This is a genomic window from Allokutzneria sp. NRRL B-24872, from assembly GCF_002155965.1.
Taxonomy (GTDB): domain Bacteria; phylum Actinomycetota; class Actinomycetes; order Mycobacteriales; family Pseudonocardiaceae; genus Allokutzneria.
In genome coordinates, this window is sequence record NZ_MUMH01000042.1 from 98,127 (window position 1) to 117,544 (window position 19,418).

Genomic DNA, 19,418 nt, shown 5'->3' on the forward strand with positions numbered 1-19,418 from the left:
GAATGGGCGTTTTCGCATGCCACAGCGCCTCAAGGGCCAGCACCGCGTCACCGCGTGGGTGTTGGTCGGCGCAGCCGTGATCACAGCTGTGCTGGCGGTCCTGCTGCCCCTCGCCCCCGTCCGCGTCCAGCAGCCGGTCCTGAGCTGGCCGGAAGCGGGCGCTCAGCCGCGCTCCACCGTGGTCCCGCTCGTGCCGTACCGGCCGCTGGAGATGACCGCGGAGCTGCCGAGCCGGACGATGGACGCGCTCGACCGGAGCCGGTTCACCGCGGGCGGCAAGTGGGCGGACGTGCTCACAACGCTGCCGGAGGACGAGAACCAGCCGGTGAGCCGTGGCCTGCGAGTGCAGACGCGCGGCGGTGAGGTGCGGATCTCGGCGTCGGAGCAGGTGCTGCTGAGCGAGCGCCGTCCGGCGGGCGTCAAGGACTACCGCTTCGTGGCGACGTCCAAGGGCGTCTCGGTGCTGCGCGACGGCAAGGTGGTGGCCGACCGGCCGGGCCTGCTGCCGCCGCAGGTGGCGATGCTGGAGACGGCCGCGGAGAACATGCAGGAGGCGAACGGGCTCTCGGCGAAGCTGAACACCGACGCCCGCTTCCAGTCCGCGCCCGCGACGCTGAAGCTGGTGCTGCTCGTACTGCACGCTCTCTGTCTGTTCGGGTGCCTGTGGCTCTGCGTGAGCCGCTACCGCTACTCCGAGCGCGCGCGGCGGGAGACGGACGAACCGCGGTTCAAGCTCGGGCTGATCGACATCGCGGTGCCCGCGATCCTCGTGCTGTGGGCGATCATCGGGCCGTTCAACGACGACGACGGGTGGTACCTGCGGCACGCGCTGAACATCCCGAACTCGGGGTACGTGGGCAACTACTACCACTCGTTCAACGCGCCAGAGGCGCCGTTCATGTTCAGCCAGTACCTGCTCGGCGCGTGGGGGCTGATCAGCAAGTCCACCCTGTGGATGCGGATGTTCCCGACCGTCATCGGGATCGCCGTGTGGTTCGTGCTCCGGCGCTACCTGCACGCGGCGCTCGGCGGCAGGCGCTCGGTGCGGCGGCCCTACACGGCACTGCCGTACCTGCTGGCGCTGGCTTTCCTGGTGTGGTGGATGCCGTTCGAACTCACGCTGCGGCCGGAACCCGTTGTGTGCCTTGGCGTTGCGGTGAACCTCGCACTGACGGAGTACGCGCGGCGGCGCGAGTGGCCGGGGCTGTACGCGGTCGCTGTCGCGGTCGCCGCGCTGACCACGCTGACCACGGCGACGGGCGTCGTCGCGTGGGGACCGCTGCTGCTGCACGCGCCGCACCTGGTGCGCTACACCAGGAACTGGGCGGTCAAGGAGCGCATCGCCTACCTCGGCATGCTGCTGGTGAGCGGGACCGCCGCGTTCCCGGCGGTGTTCTGGGACATGAAGCTCAGCGACCTGATCGAGACGACCCGCATCCACACCTGGTACTGGTTCGTCACGCCGTGGTACCAGGAGATCGAGCGCTACAACGCGTTGCTGCACCCGGGAACCCTCGGCAACTGGGCCAAGCGCGGCGCGGTGCTGCTGACCGTGGTGGCGCTGGTGTTCGTGGTGATCAGGCTGGCGACGCGGCGCGACCGCAACGGCCCGCTGGACCGGCTGATCATCGGCAGCGCGGCCATGTCTGGCATCGGGCTCGCGGCGCTGGCGATCTCCCCGACCAAGTGGGTGCACCACTTCGGCGGCATGGCGGTGCCCGCGATCCTGGTGCTGGCGCTGACCGCCTTCGCGAGCCCGATCCCCGCGCGCGTCCGGCGCACGGCACCCGGCCTGCTCGCGGGCGGGGTCGCGGCCTTCGCGACGGTGGTGATCTTCAGCGGGACGAACTCCTGGCACGCCTTCTCCGACTGGGGCCAGCCCTTCGGCGACCACGTCTCGATGCCGGACCCGGCGGCGGTGGCCAAGGACCCGAACGCCTTGAGCGGCAAGCAACTCCTCGAAGGGCAGATCCCGCACGTCGGCCCGCTGAAGTTCAGCAACATGCTGCTGTGGCTGGCGGTCATCGGCCTGTGCTGGTGGCTCGCGCGGCGGGCGATGGGCGGCGGCGGACGGCGGTGGGCCGCACTGGGCACCGCGCGGTTGTTCACCGTCGTGCAGACCGCGCTGGTGGTGCTGATGCTGGCGGTCTTCGTGATCGCGCCGATCAACCAGCACCCGCAGTGGTCCCCGGCGAAGGGCAACCTGAAGAGCGTCATCGGCGGCTCGTGCGGGCTCGCGGACGAGCTGTACGTGCCGTTGAACAAGCTGACGCCGGTGCTGCGCGGTCCGGACCGCCCCGCGCTGCGCGATGCCAAGGGCGCCATCACCGTGCGCGAACTGGTGCGCGACCAGCCGACGTTCGTGGACTGGCCGATCGGGCTCGCCTACCCGTGCGTCCCGGTGCTGCCGGTGAAGGACGGCATGACCACGCCCGCGGAGTACCGCCTGGTCGCCTCGGACCAGCTCGGCGGAACGCGGACGGTCACGCTGAACGAGCGGGTCGGTGGCACGCAGGCGTTCATGAACCGCGTGGCGACGATCGACCGCGTCCCGGTGGACGTCGTGCCGACCAAGACGCCGCGAGCGCCGTGGGGGCACTTGGAGCGTGTCGTGTACCGTCACCCTCCGGGCCGCTACACGGTTTCGCGCACCGAACGCGTCGAATGGGGCCTGGTCTCCTGGCCGAGGCTGGCCCAGTTCGACTACGTGGGCGCCCGCGATGGCTGGCTCAACGAGTAGCGCACTCCACGGAGATTTGCACCTATGCCTGAGAAGCTCGGCAGACTGACCGGATGGGGCCGCACGGCCCCGACCATCGCGAGGGTTCTGGAGCACCCGGACCGCGCCGAGCTGGCCACCGCCGTGCGCGCGGCCGACGGCCGGGGAGTGATCCCCAGGGGCCTCGGCCGCAGCTACGGCGACGCCGCTCAGAACGCCGGTGGTCTCGTCGTGGACATGACCGCCTTCAACCAGATCCACTCCGTGGACACCGAGACGGGCATCGTCACGGTGGACGCCGGGGTGAGCCTGGACAAGCTGATGCGCGAGATGCTGCCGCACGGCCTGTGGATCCCCGTGCTGCCGGGCACTCGCCAGGTCACCGTCGGCGGGGCGATCGCGGCGGACATCCACGGCAAGAACCACCACGTGGAAGGCAGTTTCTGCAACCACGTGCTGGCGATCGAGCTGCTGACCGCGGACGGTGAGATCCGCACGGTGACGCCGGAAGGCCCCGGCTCGGACCTGTTCTGGGCGACCGCGGGCGGCATGGGCCTGACCGGTGTGGTGCTGCGCGCCACGGTGCAGCTGAAGTCCGTGGAGTCGGCGTACTTCCTCGTCGACACCGAGCGCACCAAGGACCTGGACGACCTCATGGCCAGGTTGATGGACAACGACGACCAGTACACCTACTCGGTGGCCTGGTTCGACTCCGCGTCGACGGGCGCGAAGATGGGCCGCGCGGTGCTCACGCGCGGCTGGTCGGCCAAGCTCGACGACCTGCCGGCGAAGCTGCGCAGCGCCCCGCTGAAGTTCACCGCGCCGCAGCTGGCCACCGTGCCGCCGGTGTTCCCGAGCGGCCTGCTGAACAAGCTGACCGTGAGCGCCTTCAACGAGGTCTGGTACCGCAAGGCTCCCAAGGAGCGCCGCGGTGAGGTGCAGAACATCACCCAGTTCTTCCACCCGCTGGACATCGTCGGCGACTGGAACCGGGTCTACGGGCCGCGCGGATTCCTGCAGTACCAGTACGTGGTGCCCTACGGCGCCGAGGACACCGTGCGCAAGTCCATGGAGATGATCTCCGCTTCCGGCGCGGTGTCGTTCCTCAACGTCCTCAAGCGCTTCGGCGCTGGCAACGCCGCCCCGCTGTCCTTCCCCTCACCGGGCTGGACCCTGGCCGTGGACATCCCGATCACCGACCGGCTCGCGCCGCTGCTGGACAAGCTCGACCAGCTGGTGCTGGAGGCCGGTGGGCGGCTGTACCTGGCCAAGGACTCCCGGCTGACCCCGGACGCGTTCCGCTCGATGTACCCGCGCCTTGCCGAGTGGCAGAAGGTCCGGGACGCGGTCGACCCGCGTGGTGTGTTCAACTCCGACCTCTCCAGAAGGCTGATGCTGTGATCGACGCCGTTGGCAACCCCCAGTCCCTGCTGCTGCTCGGGGGCACCTCCGAGATCGGCCTGGCGATCGTGGACCGCTTCGCCGACCAGCGTCCGCTGCGCGTCGTGCTGGCCGCGCGCCCGTCCGAGCGCTTGGACGAGGCCGCGGAGCGCTTGCGCGCCAAGGGCTGCACGGTCAGCACGCTGGCCTTCGACGCCCGCAAGCCGGAGACCCACGAGGAGGTCGTCGGCAAGGCGTTCTCCGATGGCGACATCGACGTGACCGTGGTGGCCTTCGGTGTGCTCGGTGACGCCGAGCGCGCGTGGCAGGACGTCGAGCACGCCCGCGAGATGGCCGAGGTCAACTTCGTCGCGCCGGTGACCGTCGGCGTCGCGCTGGCCAACCGCCTGCGCCAGCAGGGGCACGGCGCCGTTGTCGCGCTGTCCTCCGTCGCCGGTGAGCGCGTGCGCAGGTCGAACTTCGTCTACGGCTCCACCAAGGCCGGTGTCGACGGCTTCTACCTGGGCCTCGGCGAGGCGCTGAAGCCGCACGGCGTGCAGGTCACCGTGGTCCGCCCCGGTTTCGTGCACACCAAGATGACCAAGGGCATGAAGGCCGCTCCGCTGGCCGCCCAGCCGGAGCAGGTCGCCGAGATCGCCGTGACCGCCGTGCGCCGCCGCCAGGACCTGGTATGGGCGCCGGGCGCGTGGCGGTTCGTGATGTCGGTGCTGCGGCACATCCCGCGCGCGATCTTCCGCAAGCTCCCCATCTGACCCTGACGTCCCGAACGGCTGAGCCGTTCGGGTGAGTTCGGAGATCGCGAAAGGCGCACCCGGCTGGACCGGGTGCGCCTTTCTGCTGGTCGGAAGGGCTGGACCTGAGCAATATCATCGTTATTGTGACCGGCTCCCCCGCCTCCGCTCCGTCAACTTCCCCCCACCATCCAGCGATCCCCTGTTAGTTGCCATCCAGCCGCTTGAGCTGGGCTTTGTTACTGAATGTCGACTTGGTGACGGTCGGTAACACCGCTGGCTTGTCCTACGAATGAGGGATCGTGCGCCTTCGCCTGTTCTCCGCCGCCACGGCTGCCGTGGTCGCTGCCACCGTGCTCGTGCCCGGCGTGGCCGGTGCCGACGACGTCCCGGTCCTCCCGGCCGGGTTCGTCCTGACCGACCAGCGCAGCGGCCAGGAGCCGTTCGAGCTGACCGACTTCGCCCACCTCGCCGACGGCAGCGTGCTGACGACCGGCAAGAAGGGCACCGTGGCGTGGGTCCCGACGGTCGGGGAGCCGCGCACGATCGCGACCCTGCCGACGCGCTCCAGCGGTGACCTGGGGCTGACCGGGCTCGCGCTGGCCAACGACTTCGCCACCTCGCGGCAGCTCTACCTGACGCGCGCGCTGAACGTGGGCACGGGCAAGGAACTGCGGATGAGCCGGTGGACGCTCACCTTCTCGACCGGGACAGCGCAGCAGCCCGCGCAGCCGAACGGGCTCGCCAACGAGGTCCCGCTGCTGCAGATCCCCGGCAACACCGACATCCACGGCATCACGGGCCTGGCGGTCGGGCCGGACGACTCGATCTGGGTCTCGGTCGGCGACAGCGCGGGTGTGCGCTACTCCGAGGGCGCGACCCCGGACAACGTGGACAAGTTCGCGTTGAAGTCGCTCGAGGTCGACGAGCCCTACGGCAAGCTCTTCCGGCTCAACCCGGACGGCAGTGGCACGCAGAGCAATCCCTTCTACCAGGCCGAGAACCCGCGCTCGTGGCGGAGCAAGGTGTACGCGAGCGGCTTCCGCAGCCCGTTCCGCTTCTCGCTCGACCCGTCCTCGGGCGCCCCGGTGCTCGCCGACGTCGGGTGGGAGCGGCGCGAGGAGATCAACCTCGTCCAGCCCGGCCAGAACTACAAGTGGCCGTGCTGGGAGGGCGACATCCAGACGCCCGCCTACAGCCTGATTCCCTTGTGCGCCACCACGGTCAACACTCCGCCGCTGCTGAGCTACATCCGCAGCGAGGGCAACGCGGTCGCGGGCGGCATCGTGTACTCCGGCACCGCCTACCCCGCCGAGTACCGGGGCGCCTACTTCTACGGCGACTACGCGCAGAAGAAGATCTGGACGCTGCGCTACAACCAGGACGGCACGCTGGTGCCCGGTTCGGTGAAGCCGCCGTTCGGCACGCAGGTCGGCGGGCCGGTGAAGTTCGGCGCGGCCAGCAACGGCGACATCGTGATCGCCGACATCTACACCGGCCAGCTGCGCAGGCTCAGCTACTCCTCGGCCAACCACGCGCCGATCGCGAAGGCCACCTCCACGACGAAGCCGTCCACCCGCGAGGTCACCTTCAACGCGAGCAAGTCCTACGACTTCGACGGCGACGCGCTGACCTACATGTGGGACTTCGGCGACGGCACCACCGGCGCGGGCATCGAAGCGACGCACACGTACGCAACCGGCCAGAACCTCCTCACCGCGAAGCTCACCGTGACGGACGCGCTCGGCAAGACGGGCACGGCGCAGCTGACCGTGGCGCCGTCCAACAACGCTCCGAAGATCACCATCACCAAGCCACCCGCGAACAAGGTCTTCGCGATCAACGAGCCGGTGCAGCTGAGCGCGACCGCCACCGACGTCGAGGACGGCGCGCTGACGGTGACCTGGAGCAGCGACCTCGTGCACTGCCCGACCAACGCCGCGTGCCACTCGCACCCGGACGTGGGCGGGACCGGCCCGAACTTCGGCATGCCGTTCACCGACCACCCCGAGTCCCGCGTGGACATCACCGCCAAGGCCACCGACCGCTACGGCGTGACCACCACGGAGTCCTATTCGGCGCTGCCGTGGCAGCAGCGGCTCACCGTGGCCAGCAACATCCCGGCGGGCGTGCGCATCGGCTCCAACGGCGCGACGACCACCGCGCTGATGACCGTGGGCTCCGAGGTCGGCATCGAGGCGGCGGACCTGGCCTCCGACGGCGCGGCGACGTTCGCGAAGTGGACCGACGGCTCCACCGCGCGCACCCGCAACGTGATCATGGGCCAGACCGACATCACGGTCACCGCGGACTACGTGACGCCGATCGACAAGCGCTACGACGGTGATGCCGCGTTGCGCGCGCAGTTCGGCGCTCCGCTCGCGCCGGAGGTCGCCGAGGGCGGGCTGCGCTACCGCGAGTACGAGCGCGGACGGCTCTACTGGACGCCCGCTGACGGCGTGAAGGCCGTCAACGGCGCGATCCTGGCCACCTACCTGGTCAACGGCGGGCACTCGCGGCTCGGCGCGCCGACCACCGACGAGCTGCCGACGCCGGACGGGACCGGGCGCTTCAACCACTTCGCGGGCACGCCGTACAGCGGCTACGCGTCGGTGTACTGGACCCCGCAGATCGGCGCCGTGGCGATCTGGGGCGACATCCGGGGCGCGTGGGCGCGCACGGGCTGGGAAGCCGGACCGCTCGGCTACCCGATCACCAGCGAGTCCGGGACGCCCGACGGGATCGGCCGCTTCAACCACTTCAGCAAGAACGGCTCGGTCTACTGGACCTCGGAGACCGGGGCGCAGGCGATCTACGGCGACATCCGCAAGGCGTGGGAGCGCACCGGCTGGGAGGCGGGTCCGCTGGGCTACCCGACGACCGACGAGATGGGCACCCCGGACGGGCGGGGCCGCTACAACCACTTCAGCAAGGGCGGATCGGTCTACTGGACCGGAACGACCGGGGCGCACGACATCTACGGCGCGATCAAGGCGCGCTGGGCGCAGCTGGGCTGGGAGCGGTCCTACCTCGGCTACCCCACCTCCGGCGAGCTGGACGTGCCGGGCGGGCGGCGGAACCTGTTCCAGAACGGCAAGATCACCTGGGAGCGGGCGACGGGCAAGGTGACCGACTCCCGCTGACGAAGACCACCTGAATGTCCTTTGTGGACAGACGGCGGCGACGGTGTGCAGGGCGCCGTCGCCGCCGTCTTTTTTCTCCCCCGACCGCACCTATCCGAACAAGATCGAATCCCCGTACCTTGCACGGATGCATCCAGGGCTTGAGATCGCGAAGACAGTCGCGCGCATCGGCGGCCACGTCGTCCGCGAGCGCTTGACCAGTGCTCGCGCGACGAACGCGGCGGACATCCCCGTCTCCGGCAAGGAGCTCACCACGGCGTGGCTGACCGCCGTGCTCGGCGCGGAGGTCAGCTCGTTCAGCACGGAGGACGTCAGCAGCGGGACCTCCTCCCGCTGGCGGATCACCGTGACCTACAAGGAGACCGGGCAGCTGCCGACGGCGTTCTTCGTGAAGACCACCCGCGGCTTCAAGCAGCGGCTCACGCTGAGCCTGGCGCGCGTGCTGGACGGGGAACCGAACTTCTTCGAGCACCTGCGCCCCGAGCTGGACATCGAGGCGGCGCGCGGCTTCCACGGCGCGGCCGATGTGGCGTCCGGGCGCTCGATCTCGTTGATGGAGGACATCGCGGCGTCGAGGGGCGCGACGTTCTGCACGCCGAAGACGCCGATCTCCCGCGCGGAGATCGAGGACCTGCTCACCGCGATGGCGCACTGGCACGGGCGGTTCTGGGACTCCGAGGAGCTGCGCGGGCACGGCTGGCTGAAGCCGCCGAGCGGGCACTTCGACAACCTGGACCGGCTGATCGGCTTCGCCAAGCGCTGCCAGGTCGGGGCGAAGCGGGCGCGCTCGGTCATCCCCGAAGCGCTGATCCCCATGCAGGACAAGCTCTACCGCGGCCTCGAACGCTCGCTGACCATTGCCAGCGAGGGACCGCTGACGCTGCTGCACGGCGACTCGCACGTCGGCAACACCTACCGCACCTCGGCGGGGCGGATGGGCTTCACGGACTGGCAGATCGTGATGCGCGGCAGCTGGGCATTCGACTTCGCCTACACCGTCAACTCCGGGCTCGACGTCGCCGACCGGCGGGCGTGGGGGCGGGAGCTGCTGGAGTTCTACCTGGAGCGCCTCGCCGAGGCAGGCGCTGAGGCCCCGGACGCCGACACCGCGTGGCTGGCCTACCGCAGGCAGTCGTTCTTCCCGTACTTCGTCTGGCTGGCCACGATCGGCCACAGCGCGATCCAGCCGAAGTACCAGCCCGACGAGGTCAGCCTCGGCATCATCGAGCGCACCGGCGTCGCGCTGCTGGAGCTGGACGGCTTGGCCGCGCTCGACGAGTAGCACCCGGGAACGGCGAAACCGCCGCTCTCCGAAGGGAAAGCGGCGGTTTCGCGAGGTGGTTCAGAGGTAGTAGCCGACGCCGAGGAAGACGACCCAGGCGAGGCCGAGGACCTGCAACCAGCGGTCCTTGAGCACGATCTCCTCGGGCTCACCGCCGTTGCCGCTGTCCACGTCCACCGCGTAGCGCAGGATCGCGATCACGAACGGCACCATCGAGACGACCGACCAGGCGGAGCCGGAGCGCTCGCCGATCTCGAACGCCCACAGGCCGTAGGTCATGATCACCATGGCCGCGGCGATGGCCCAGACGAAGCGCAGGTAGCTGGCGGTGTAGCTCTCCAGCGACTTGCGGATCTTGGCGCCGGTGCGCTCGGCGAGGCGGATCTCCGCGTAGCGCTTGCCCGCCACCATGAACAGCGAACCGAACGCGGTGACCAGCAGGAACCACTGGGACAGCGCGATGCCGGTCGCGGCACCACCGGCGATGGCGCGCATCAGGAAGCCCGAGGCCACGATGCACATGTCGATCACCGGCTGGTGCTTCAGGCCGAAGCAGTAGCCCAGCTGCACGACCTGGTAGACCGCGATGATGATGACCAGGTTCCAGCTGGCCGTCATGGAGACGGCGAGCGAGCCGAGCAGCAGCGCCACGGCGGTGCCGAAGGCCAGCGGCACCGGGACGATGCCCGCGGCGATCGGCCGGTTGCGCTTGGTCGGGTGCGCGCGGTCGGCCTCGACGTCCTTGCTGTCGTTGACCAGGTAGATCGCGGACGCCGCCAGCGAGAACGCGACGAAGGCGATCAGCGCCTTGAACAGCACGTCGATGTTGCTGACCTGCCCCGCGGCGAAGGGCGCCGCGAGGACGAGGACGTTCTTGACCCACTGGCGCGGTCGCGCGGCCTTGATCAGACCCCTGGTGGTGCGCACCAGGCTGGGCTTGTTCTCACCTGGTTCCACGGCGGCGGTCTCCGGGGCGGAGGTGGTCATGGTCACTCCGAACGTTCGGATTTGCGCAGCCAGCGGCTGACGCCGGCGCCGATCGTGGCACCGAGTACGGACCCGGCCAGCACGTCTGTCGGGTAGTGCACGCCCAGCACGAGGCGGCTGAGCAGCATCGGCGGCACCAGCAGCGGGGTGAGCCGCTTGCCGGTGAGCCCGCCGTAGATCACCGCGGCGGCCGCGGTGGAGGTGGCGTGGGAGGAGGGGAAGCTGAGCTTGCTCGGCGTCCCGACCAGGATCTCCACGTCCGGGCTGTCCGGGCGGGGCCGCCGCACCACGCGCTTGACCGCGATCGAGGCGCCGTGCGCCGCCGCGACGCCCGCCGCGCCGACGAGCCACTGCCTGCGGCGCTTGCGGTCCACCACCGCGCCGAGCGCGCCGATGGCGAGCCAGCCCGCGGCGTGCTCGCCGAAGAACGACATCGCCTTGGCCGCCTTCACCACGGGGGGTTTGGCGATCCGGCGCTGCACCTCGGACAGGGCGGCGGTTTCCTGCGTAGACATCTTTCTCCAGCTTTCAACGTGTGAGACGCCGCGACCCGAGACCGCGCGCTTTCCTTCTGGACGCGCGGTCCCGGGCCGGTGTTGCGTCAGGAGCCGAACAGCTGCTTCCACGCGTCCCGGCTGGAGAGCTGCGGCAGCGCCTGGCGGTACTCGCGCTGCACCCGCGGCCACTCCTTGGCCAGCCGCCTGTGGTTGTTCAGCGCCCGGGCCATCAGCTGCTTGAACAGCTTCGGGTCCCGGCGGCGGAAGGCGACCCCGCTGCCGTCGGCGTTGGAGACCGTCGCGCTGTCCAGCGCGCCGAGCAGGAACCAGCGTCCGGCCTGGGCCGAAACGTTGATCTGCGGGCGGTCGATGGCCTCGCGGTCGGGCTCCTTCAGGTGGTGCGCCAGGGACAGCGCGGCGCGGGCCGCGATGACCACCGGGTTCACCGGCGGCTTGAGCAGGCGCTCAGCCTTCACCGGGTCGAACGTCGGCGGCGGGAACTCCCTGGCCGAGGGCAGGATGTGCGCGTCGCTGTACTCGTTGCGGATCTTCAGGATCTCCGGGCGCTTGGTGCCCAGGGTCTCGAAGAGCTTGCCCGGGCCCTCCAGGAAGTCCTCGATCGCCTTCTGGTGCAGGGCGACCGTGGAGTACTCCATGGAGAACAGGTGCCGCAGCGAGAGCTTGAGCCCCTGCTTGAGCAGCGGCCCGCGCACGTCGTACGGGCTGTGCAGCGCGGCCATGATGAGCCGGTTCCGCACGTGGAAGTACGCCGTCCAGTCGGTGGCGTCGTCCTTGTCCGTCCACGGCATGTGCCACACCGCGGCGCCCGGCAGCGACACGGTCGGGAAACCGTGCGCACCCGCGCGCAGCGCGTACTCGGCGTCGTCCCACTTGATGAACAACGGGAGCGGCAGGCCGATCTCGTCGATCACCTGGCGCGGGAACAGGCACATCCACCAGCCGTTGTAGGTGCCGTGGATGCGCAGGTGCAGCTCCTCGGTCTCCCGCAGCGGCTCCTCGCCGAAGTCGTGGTCGGTGACCGCGCCGGGGGCCTTGCGCCACATCGCCGACTTGAGGTCGACGACCTCGCCGAAGCTGTGCAGCCGGGCCCGCGCCTGGAGGTTGAGCATGTGCCCGCCGACGACCACCGGGCTGGACGCCGCACGCGCGAAGGCGTTGGCGCGCAGCACGCTGTCCGGCTCCAGCCGGATGTCGTCGTCGAGCAGCAGGATCTGCTCGCAGTCGGTGTTCTCCACGCCCTCGTAGAGCGCGCGGGTGAAGCCACCGGAACCGCCGAGGTTGGCCTGCTCGATGACCTCCAGCTTGTCCCCGAGGCGGCGGACCGCCTCCGGGTAGCCGGCCTCGTCGCGGACCTTCTTGCCGCCCTGGTCGACGACGAAGACCTTGCCGATCACGTCGAGGACCGCGGGGTCCTCGCCGAGCGCGTGCAGCGCGATGACCGCGTCCTGCGGGCGGATCGTGCAGATGCCGACGGAGACCTTCTGCTCCGGCAGGTCCTTGTCGGTGGACCAGACGGCGTCCTTGATCTCCAGCTGGGCGTCCTCGGTGAAGACGTCGAACCAGATCCAGCCGCCGTCCTCGAAGGGCTGCAGCGAGACGTGGAACTCCAGCACGGTCCAGTTCTTGGCACCGCGAACGGCCTTGCCCTGCAGGTGCACGATGTCGCCGCTGGGCTTGGAGCGGTAGACGTCCACCCGGCCCGTGCCGCGGACCGTCATCCGCAGCACGACGTCGCTGACCCACGTCCACCGCTTCCAGTAGGAGGCGGGGAAGGCGTTGAAGTAGGCGGCGAAGGAGGTCTTCGTCGAGGCCGGGACCGTCACCGAGCGGCGCGAGGTGAAGTGCACCCGGTTCGAGGCGTTCGACGGCTCGTCCACGTACAGCGGACGGACGTCCAACGGGTCCTCGTCGCGCGGGAAGATCACCCGCTGGAGGACGCGGTTGGCGGGGACCTCGCTGTTGCGTCCCCCCACGCGGACCGAGCTGACATCGCTCAGCTTGGCGTCCGGCGCGTCGTCACGCCCCTGCGCGGTCGCGGTGCTCTGCTGCTCGGCCACTTCTCTTCAATCCTCCAGCGAACCGTCGAACGCGCGGCCCTCGGTGAAGTACGGCGCGATCTTGTTGTCGAACATGCTCATCGCCGATCCGATGGCCATGTGCATGTCGAGGTACTTGTAGGTGCCGAGGCGACCGCCGAAGAGGACCTTGTTGTTCTTGGCCTCCGCCTTCGCCAGCTCGCGGTAGCGCTCCAGCTTGGTGCGGTCGTCCGAGGTGTTGATCGGGTAGTACGGCTCGTCTTCCTTCTCCGCGGCGCGGGAGTACTCGCGGACGATGACCGTCTTGTCCGTCGGGTAGTCGCGCTCGGGGTGGAAGTGCCGGAACTCGTGGATGCGGGTGTACGGGGCGTCCGCGTCGTTGTAGTTCATGACGGGGGTGCCCTGGAAGTCACCGATCGGCAGCACCTCGGGCACCAGGTCAACGGTGCGCCAGCCCAGCCAGCCCTCGGCGTAGTCGAAGTAGCGGTCCAGCGCGCCCGTGTAGACGATCGGGGTGCCCTGCGGGATGTCGTTCTTGATGTCGAAGAAGTCCGTGCTCAGCCGAACCTCGATGTTCGGGTGGTCGGCCATCTTCTCCAGCCACGCGGTGTAGCCGTTGACCGGCAGACCCTCGTAGGTGTCGTTGAAGTACCGGTTGTTGAAGGTGTAGCGGACCGGCAGGCGGGAGATGACCGCGGCGGGCAGCTCCTTCGGGTCGGTCTGCCACTGCTTCGCGGTGTAGTCCCGCACGAACGCCTCGTAGAGGGGGCGACCGATCAGGGAGATCGCCTTCTCCTCCAGGTTCTTGGCGTCCTTGGAGTCGATCTCGGAGGCCTGCTCGGCCACCCACTTCTTCGCGTCCTCGGGCGAGACGTACTTGCCGAGGAACTGGGACAGCAGGCCCAGCCCCATCGGGAACTGGTACGCCTGTCCCTTGTGCATGGCGAACACGCGGTGCTGGTAGTCGGTGAACTCAGTGAACTGGTTCACGTAGTCCCAGACGCGTTTGTTCGACGTGTGGAAGAGGTGGGCACCGTAGCGGTGCACCTCGATACCGGTCTCTGGTTCGGCCTCGGAGTACGCGTTGCCTCCGATGTGGTCGCGGCGGTCGATGATCAGCACACGCTTGTCCAGCTGGCTGGCGACGCGCTCGGCAACCGTAAGGCCGAAGAGTCCGGAACCGACGACAATCAGGTCATAGCCTGCGAAGCTCACGGTTGGCCAGGGTACTGATGTCCCGACGACGATCCGAACCGGCCCTGTCAAGGGCTTGATCAGGTGTTATCACTCACCGCGCTCGCCGCCTCCCGCGCACGCCGATGTCAGCGCCCGCCGCACCCGGGAAAGTGCCCCCGTTCGGCCTAGCCGCCGGTGCGTCCACCTCATCTCGCCGCCGCCGCTGAACAGCCGCGACCTCGCCCGGGCGGTCCGGCGGCAACCCGAAAGACATCCACCTGTCAGGTGATCGGCGCACCCGCGCAACCGCGACCGATCGGACACGCAACGTAGTCGCCGGGCGTGGCCCAGATCGCCCAGAGACCTGGCGCACAAACCCCGTTTCCGCCCAGCCTGAAGCGCCTTGGCACGTGGTGAACGCCTAGGCTGTTTCCGCGGACCGGCCCACCTGCTCTGGTGGAGGCCGGTCCAGCCCATTTCGGGCGCCAGTGCCACCGTTGCCCCCGTCAAAGAGGGTTCGTGAGTCTTGAAGACCGGCGAACCGGGTCAGGAGGAGCGGCGACGGCGTTGGACGACGGTGAGGGCCAGGGCCGCCAGGAGGCCGACCACTGCGCCTCCCACGCCGATCCAGAGGCCCGGAGGCGTCCACGTGAGCGCCAGGCGGCCGGAAGAGATGCCAGCGGGCAGGTCGACGGTCACGAGGCCGCCGGGGCCGTTGCGCACCTCGACGGGCTTGCCGTCCACGGTCGCCTTGTAGCCCGGCCAGTTCAGCCGCGCGAACGTCATGGACAGCGGGCCCTTGGCGGTTCCGCGCTCGAAGGCAACGGATTCCTTGTGCTGGGCGGGCATCACGTCCTCGGTGACCTTCATGCCGGGCGTGGTGCGGCTGAGCCGGGCGGCTCCCCAGTCGGGCATGTCGCGCTCGCGCCGGAGCACGGTCACGTGGTCGGTGCGCTCGACGACCTTCCAGCCCTTGGGCACGTACGGCACGTCGATCAGCGCGCGCTGCACGACGATGGTGCGCACCTTGATCAGGTCGGCGAGCACGCCGTCGGGGGTCGACGTCCACAGGTTGGAGAAGGTGTCGCCGGGGCAGTCGCGGACCTTGGCGCCGCCGTAGTCGTTGAGGCACAAGGCTTTGTGGAACGGCTTGAAGCCCATGCCGGAGTACGAGGTCGTGGTGTCCACGCCCGCGACGCGGTAGACGTTGCCGAACAGCAGGTCGCGCCACACGGCGGTGTCGGGCTCCAGGAACTGGCCCTTGCCCTTGTAGATCACGGGATCGCGGTCGGCGACCTGGACCATGGTGCCGGGGTAGCGCGCGGCGAAGGTCTTCAGCTCCGCGACGGAACTGGGGAAGCCGTAGGGCGCCACGTCGCGGTTGATCGGGAACCACACGATCTGCAGCAGCAGAGCGGCCGCCGTGCCGGCGTGCAGCACCGCGACGAGCGGACGGCTGCCGCCGCGCCGGAACAGCAGCACCGCGAGCGCGACGAGCACGCCGAGCAGCAACACCGCGACGACGTGCCACACCGCGATCTTCGGCCAGGACGAGAACGACAGGTAGGCGGTGACCGCGAGCCCACCGGCGGTGATCCACACGCGGCGGCGGAAGTGGTCGCGGCGCAGACCGGCGGAGAGCAGCACGGCGAAGAGCACCATCACCGCGAGGTAGAAGTACTCCACCAACCGCAGCGGCCAGCGGAACATCCAGAAGTTCGACGGTCCGAGCGTGGCGACCAGGTACACGCCGCCGATCACGAGCACGCCGAGCAGCTGACGCCAGCGCTGGCGCAGCACCGACCAGTCGAGCCACGCCAGCAACGGCACCACGAACCACGCCAGGTACATGGCGGGGAAGGTCATCCGCACGGAGATCGTGGAGAACGAGTGGATGCCGGGGACGTAGCTGGGCAGGCTCGCACTGAGGTAGTCCTGCAACGCCGGAACGAGCTGCGCGTTGTTGAACAGCTCCTTGCTGTTGCGCCAGCTGACGCCGGAGTTGCCCAGCAGCGGCAGGAACACCAGCAGCGCGACGCCGCCGACCGTGGCGCCGAGCGCGAACAGGCGCACGATCACCTTGCGCGCACGGAACTCGATCATCAGCACGAGCAGCACGAGGCCGACGCCGAGCAGGCCGTAGGGGTTGCCGACGGTCACGCACAGGGCGCCGAACAGGAACGGCCAGATCGTGCCGATGCGTCCGCGCGCGAGCTTGCGGGCGGCCCACCAGAAGTGCGGGACCCACGCGAAGGCCATGAGACCGGCGATCCAGATGCTGGCCTCGAAGTACAGGGTGAAGCCGGAGAACGGCAGCGCGACCGCGACGGCGGAGGCGGCCCAGCGCGAGGCCCCGTACTCGCGGGCGAGGAAGTACACGCCGAGCGCGAGGATGACCATGAACTCGGCCTTGACCACGGCGCCGGCGCTCGCCAGGTCGTCGAAGTTCGCGACGAGCAGGTAGTTGAGCAGGTTGACCGGGTTCCACACGCCGAACATGGCCTCGGCGGTGAGGTTGCCGCCGATCCACGCCTCGGTGTCCAGCAGCAGCGGGAAGTCGCCGGACATCAGCCGCTGGCCGAGCCGGTACCACATCGGCAGGAACTGGGCCGCGCTGTCGTCCCAGTAGTAGAAGACTCGGTTGATCAGCACCGGGATCTGCGACAGCACGGCGACGAGCACCGCGACGCCGACCGGGACTCCGAAGCGCAGCAGGGGTTTGTCGTTCTTGCCGTCCACAGTGGACTGAGTGGGCGCGGGGGTGGCGGTCGTCACCGCGGGTTCTCCTGTGGGGCGGCGGCGAGCTCGCTCGCGGCGGCTGGACGATCGGTGAGCACGAACTTCGCGACCAGGTAGGTGATCGGGATGGACACGGCCATCGTGATCAGCGGCGCGTGGTCCTCGTTCATGCGGATCACGTCGACGAGCAGGTAGAGGCCGACGGTCTGCACGAGGAAGCTCGTGGCGTTGGACAACGGGAAGAGCAGGAACTTCTTCCACGTCGGCCGCACCTTGAAGGTGAAGTAGCAGCTGAGGAAGTACGAGCCGACCATCGCGATCAGGAACGCCGAGATGTGCGCGACCTGGTAGTGCGCGACCTGGCCGATCAGCAGGTAGAGGCCGTAGTAGACGCCGGTGTTGATCGCGCCGACGACGGCGAACCGGACGACCCGGTCGTACTTGCCGAAGTTCACTTCGCCGTCGATTCCGGGTGGCTGTGCACGTGCACGTGCTGGAGCAGTTCGGCGTGTTCCAGCGCTTCGGTGCCGAGCGCGACGGTGACCGGTGTGTCCTGGCTGGACTCCTTGACCAGGAAGTGCGGGCGCCGCTTGCTCTCGTAGTAGATGCGGCCCAGGTACTCGCCCATCACGCCGAGGAACAGCAGTTGCAGCCCGCCGAAGGCGATCACGCCGACCATCACGGTCGCGTAGCCGGGGGTGTCCACCCCGCCGATGATCGAGTCGAGGATGACGTAGACCGCGTAGATGAACGCCAGCCCGGTGGTGAGCAGGCCGAGGTAGATGGCCATGCGCAACGGTTTGCTGTTGAACGACACGACGCCGTCGATGCCGTAGTTCAGCAGCTTGCCGAAGGTCCACTTGGTCTCGCCGTGCTGGCGCTGGACGTTCTCGTAGGGCACGACCGCGGTGTCGAAGCCGATCCAGGAGAACAGGCCCTTGGAGAAGCGGTTGTACTCGCCGAGGGACAGCAGCGCCTTGACCGCGCGCTTGGACAGCACGCGGAAGTCGCCGACACCGTCCTTCAGCTCGACGTCCACCAGCTTGTTGATCACGCGGTAGTACAGCCGCGAGACCAGTGTGCGAACCGGCTTGTCGCCCTTGCGGGTGCGACGGGCCACGACCTGGTCGTAGCCGTGGCCGAGCAGTTCGACCATCTTCGCCAGCAGCTCCGGCGGGTGCTGGAGATCGGCGTCCATCAGCGCGACGGCGTCACCGGTCGCCTGGGACAGCCCGGCGAGCATCGCGGCTTCCTTGCCGAAGTTCCTGCTGAGCGCGATGAACCGGAACCTGGGGTCCTCGGCGCAGATGCGGCGCAGCTCGTCGAGGGTTCCGTCGGAACTGCCGTCGTCGACGAGCAGGACCTCGAACTCCTCCGCCGCCACGGCCAGCACGGTGCTGAGGGCGTCGTGAAGATGCTGAAGACCGCGCTCCTCGTTGAAACACGGCACGACTACGGACAGACGCACAGCCACTCCCCCAAACGGCCCATCGGGCCGCTCCGCCAAGCTATCACGCTCGGTACGACGCTTCAGCTGAGCTTCAGGTTGCCTTGGTATAGGCCCCGAGTTCTCCCCGCTCCGGCCTTGGCTAACGTCGCCACCATGCGTCGCAGTGGAGTATCGGTGGTCCTGGTGGCGGTGCTCGCGGCGGTCTTGTTCTCCTGCACAGAGCCCGTCGCGGTCCCTCCAGCTGCGAACCCCGGCTCAGCTCCGGAAGTCCGCCACCTGCAGGTTGTCGCGCACCAGGACGACGACATCCTGTTCATGAACCCTGACGTCAGTACCGCGATAAAGGTTGGCCAGCCCGTCGCGACGGTTTACCTGACAGCGGGCGAGGCCAATGTCGCGGACACCTCCGGTTACGCGGCGAAGCGCCAAGCGGGCACGCGCGCGGCTTATGCGCGAATGGCTCGCGTTCGTGATGAGTGGAATGCGGAACCACTTGTGTTGGACCGCGATCACCGCGTTGAGCTTTACACGCTCAAAGCCCGTCCCTCCGTGCAATTGGTGTTCGTGAACCTGCCGGAGAACGCCGACGCGAAGGCGCTGGGCGGCCCGCGCGCGCTCGTGCGGCTGTGGCAGGACCGCGCGAACGCCGTGCACGTGCGCGCGCTCAAGCCGACGGGCGGGATCGACGGCGTCAACTGCCTCTACGACCGCCAGTCGGTGATCGACACGCTCGTCGGGCTCTACGCGCACTTCCGGCCCACCGTGCTCCGGTCCCAGGACACCGCGCCCGACCGCCGCTACACCGGGAACTGGGTGCCCTTCCACGACCACCCCGACCACGTCATGGCCGCGCTGTTCGCCAGGGAGGCGGCCGATCTCTACCAACGCTCGGCCGCCGCTCCGCGCTTCGTGTCGGTGGGCTACCGCGACTACAACGTGGACGAAGCGCCGATCAACATCACGCCCGAGGAGCAGCGCGAGAAGCTGGACACCTTCTCCGCCTACGTCCCGCACGACGACCAGGTCAGCATGGGCGGCCCGTACGACGCGTGGGCGCGGCGCACGTACTACCGCTGGCCGCGCGGGGTGAACTGGGTGGACACCGACCGGGCCGGGCACCGGAGCGCGTTCGCCGTGCTCGCCGGACGGCTCGTCCGCTGGACGGAGACCGACAGCGAGTGGACCGGCCCGATCCCCGCCACCGACCCCGGTGGACCGCTAGGGCCTGTCCTCAAA

The 19,418-nt window shown here is 69.1% G+C and carries 12 protein-coding genes and 1 pseudogene; 6 read left to right on the forward strand and 7 right to left on the reverse strand.

Going from position 1 to position 19,418, the window contains the following annotated elements; all coding sequences use genetic code 11:
* The first annotated feature begins 16 nt into the window (after positions 1–16).
* From CCN37_RS12325 to CCN37_RS12345, 5 genes are all read left to right on the forward strand, one after another.
* Positions 17–2,740 (forward strand): arabinosyltransferase domain-containing protein, encoded by a 2,724-nt coding sequence (locus tag CCN37_RS12325; protein ID WP_086820875.1) that lies wholly within the window; start codon positions 17–19, stop codon positions 2,738–2,740.
* A 24-nt stretch (positions 2,741–2,764) separates the two neighbouring features.
* Positions 2,765–4,120 carry an FAD-binding oxidoreductase gene (locus CCN37_RS12330; RefSeq protein WP_086820876.1) on the forward strand — a complete coding sequence of 452 codons (1,356 nt, stop codon included), beginning with the start codon at positions 2,765–2,767 and terminating at the stop codon, positions 4,118–4,120.
* Complete coding sequence (locus CCN37_RS12335; RefSeq protein WP_086820877.1) at positions 4,117–4,872, forward strand: decaprenylphospho-beta-D-erythro-pentofuranosid-2-ulose 2-reductase; 756 nt, start codon at positions 4,117–4,119, stop codon at positions 4,870–4,872. Before CCN37_RS12330 ends, CCN37_RS12335 begins: the two co-directional genes overlap by 4 nt.
* Positions 4,873–5,153: 281 nt before the next feature.
* Positions 5,154–7,994, forward strand: a complete 2,841-nt coding sequence (locus CCN37_RS12340) for a PQQ-dependent sugar dehydrogenase (RefSeq protein WP_246842973.1) — start codon at positions 5,154–5,156, stop codon at positions 7,992–7,994.
* A 127-nt stretch (positions 7,995–8,121) separates the two neighbouring features.
* Positions 8,122–9,276 (forward strand): aminoglycoside phosphotransferase family protein, encoded by a 1,155-nt coding sequence (locus CCN37_RS12345; protein WP_086820878.1) that lies wholly within the window; start codon positions 8,122–8,124, stop codon positions 9,274–9,276.
* Between the two features lie 60 nt (positions 9,277–9,336).
* Here CCN37_RS12345 and CCN37_RS12350 read toward each other — a convergent pair whose 3' ends face one another.
* The 7 genes from CCN37_RS12350 to CCN37_RS12380 all read right to left on the reverse strand — a co-directional run bounded on the left by CCN37_RS12350 (position 9,337) and on the right by CCN37_RS12380 (position 18,200).
* Complete coding sequence (locus tag CCN37_RS12350) at positions 9,337–10,263, reverse strand: decaprenyl-phosphate phosphoribosyltransferase (protein ID WP_086820879.1); 927 nt, start codon at positions 10,261–10,263, stop codon at positions 9,337–9,339.
* 2 nt (positions 10,264–10,265) lie between these two features.
* Positions 10,266–10,778 (reverse strand): phosphatase PAP2 family protein, encoded by a 513-nt coding sequence (locus tag CCN37_RS12355; RefSeq protein WP_086820880.1) that lies wholly within the window; start codon positions 10,776–10,778, stop codon positions 10,266–10,268.
* A gap of 86 nt (positions 10,779–10,864) precedes the next feature.
* Positions 10,865–12,838: a glycosyltransferase gene (locus CCN37_RS12360; protein WP_086820881.1), complete on the reverse strand. Its 1,974-nt coding sequence runs from the start codon at positions 12,836–12,838 to the stop codon at positions 10,865–10,867.
* A 6-nt stretch (positions 12,839–12,844) separates the two neighbouring features.
* A complete protein-coding gene (glf, locus tag CCN37_RS12365) occupies positions 12,845–14,032 on the reverse strand; it encodes a UDP-galactopyranose mutase (protein WP_086820882.1) in 1,188 nt (395 codons plus the stop codon).
* A gap of 507 nt (positions 14,033–14,539) precedes the next feature.
* Positions 14,540–16,768, reverse strand: coding sequence for a hypothetical protein (locus CCN37_RS12370; RefSeq protein ID WP_086820883.1), 2,229 nt, complete (start codon positions 16,766–16,768; stop codon positions 14,540–14,542).
* Complete coding sequence (locus CCN37_RS12375) at positions 16,765–17,187, reverse strand: GtrA family protein (RefSeq protein WP_086820884.1); 423 nt, start codon at positions 17,185–17,187, stop codon at positions 16,765–16,767. The genes CCN37_RS12370 and CCN37_RS12375 overlap by 4 nt, the downstream gene beginning before the upstream one ends.
* On the reverse strand, positions 17,184–18,200 hold the full coding sequence (locus CCN37_RS12380; protein WP_086820885.1) for a glycosyltransferase family 2 protein: 1,017 nt from the start codon (positions 18,198–18,200) through the stop codon (positions 17,184–17,186). The genes CCN37_RS12375 and CCN37_RS12380 overlap by 4 nt, the downstream gene beginning before the upstream one ends.
* A gap of 297 nt (positions 18,201–18,497) precedes the next feature.
* Between CCN37_RS12380 and CCN37_RS12385 the strand changes: the two are divergent.
* Positions 18,498–19,418 (forward strand): annotated as a pseudogene (locus tag CCN37_RS12385) (PIG-L family deacetylase); the annotation flags it as partial.

Coding starts and splice junctions, on each gene's coding strand:
- CCN37_RS12325 (WP_086820875.1), top strand. CDS start 17: ATGCCACAGCGCCTCAAGGGCCAGCACCGCGTCACCGCGTGGGTGTTG.
- CCN37_RS12355 (WP_086820880.1), bottom strand. CDS start 10,778: ATGTCTACGCAGGAAACCGCCGCCCTGTCCGAGGTGCAGCGCCGGATC.
- CCN37_RS12330 (WP_086820876.1), top strand. CDS start 2,765: ATGCCTGAGAAGCTCGGCAGACTGACCGGATGGGGCCGCACGGCCCCG.
- CCN37_RS12350 (WP_086820879.1), bottom strand. CDS start 10,263: ATGACCACCTCCGCCCCGGAGACCGCCGCCGTGGAACCAGGTGAGAAC.
- CCN37_RS12345 (WP_086820878.1), top strand. CDS start 8,122: ATGCATCCAGGGCTTGAGATCGCGAAGACAGTCGCGCGCATCGGCGGC.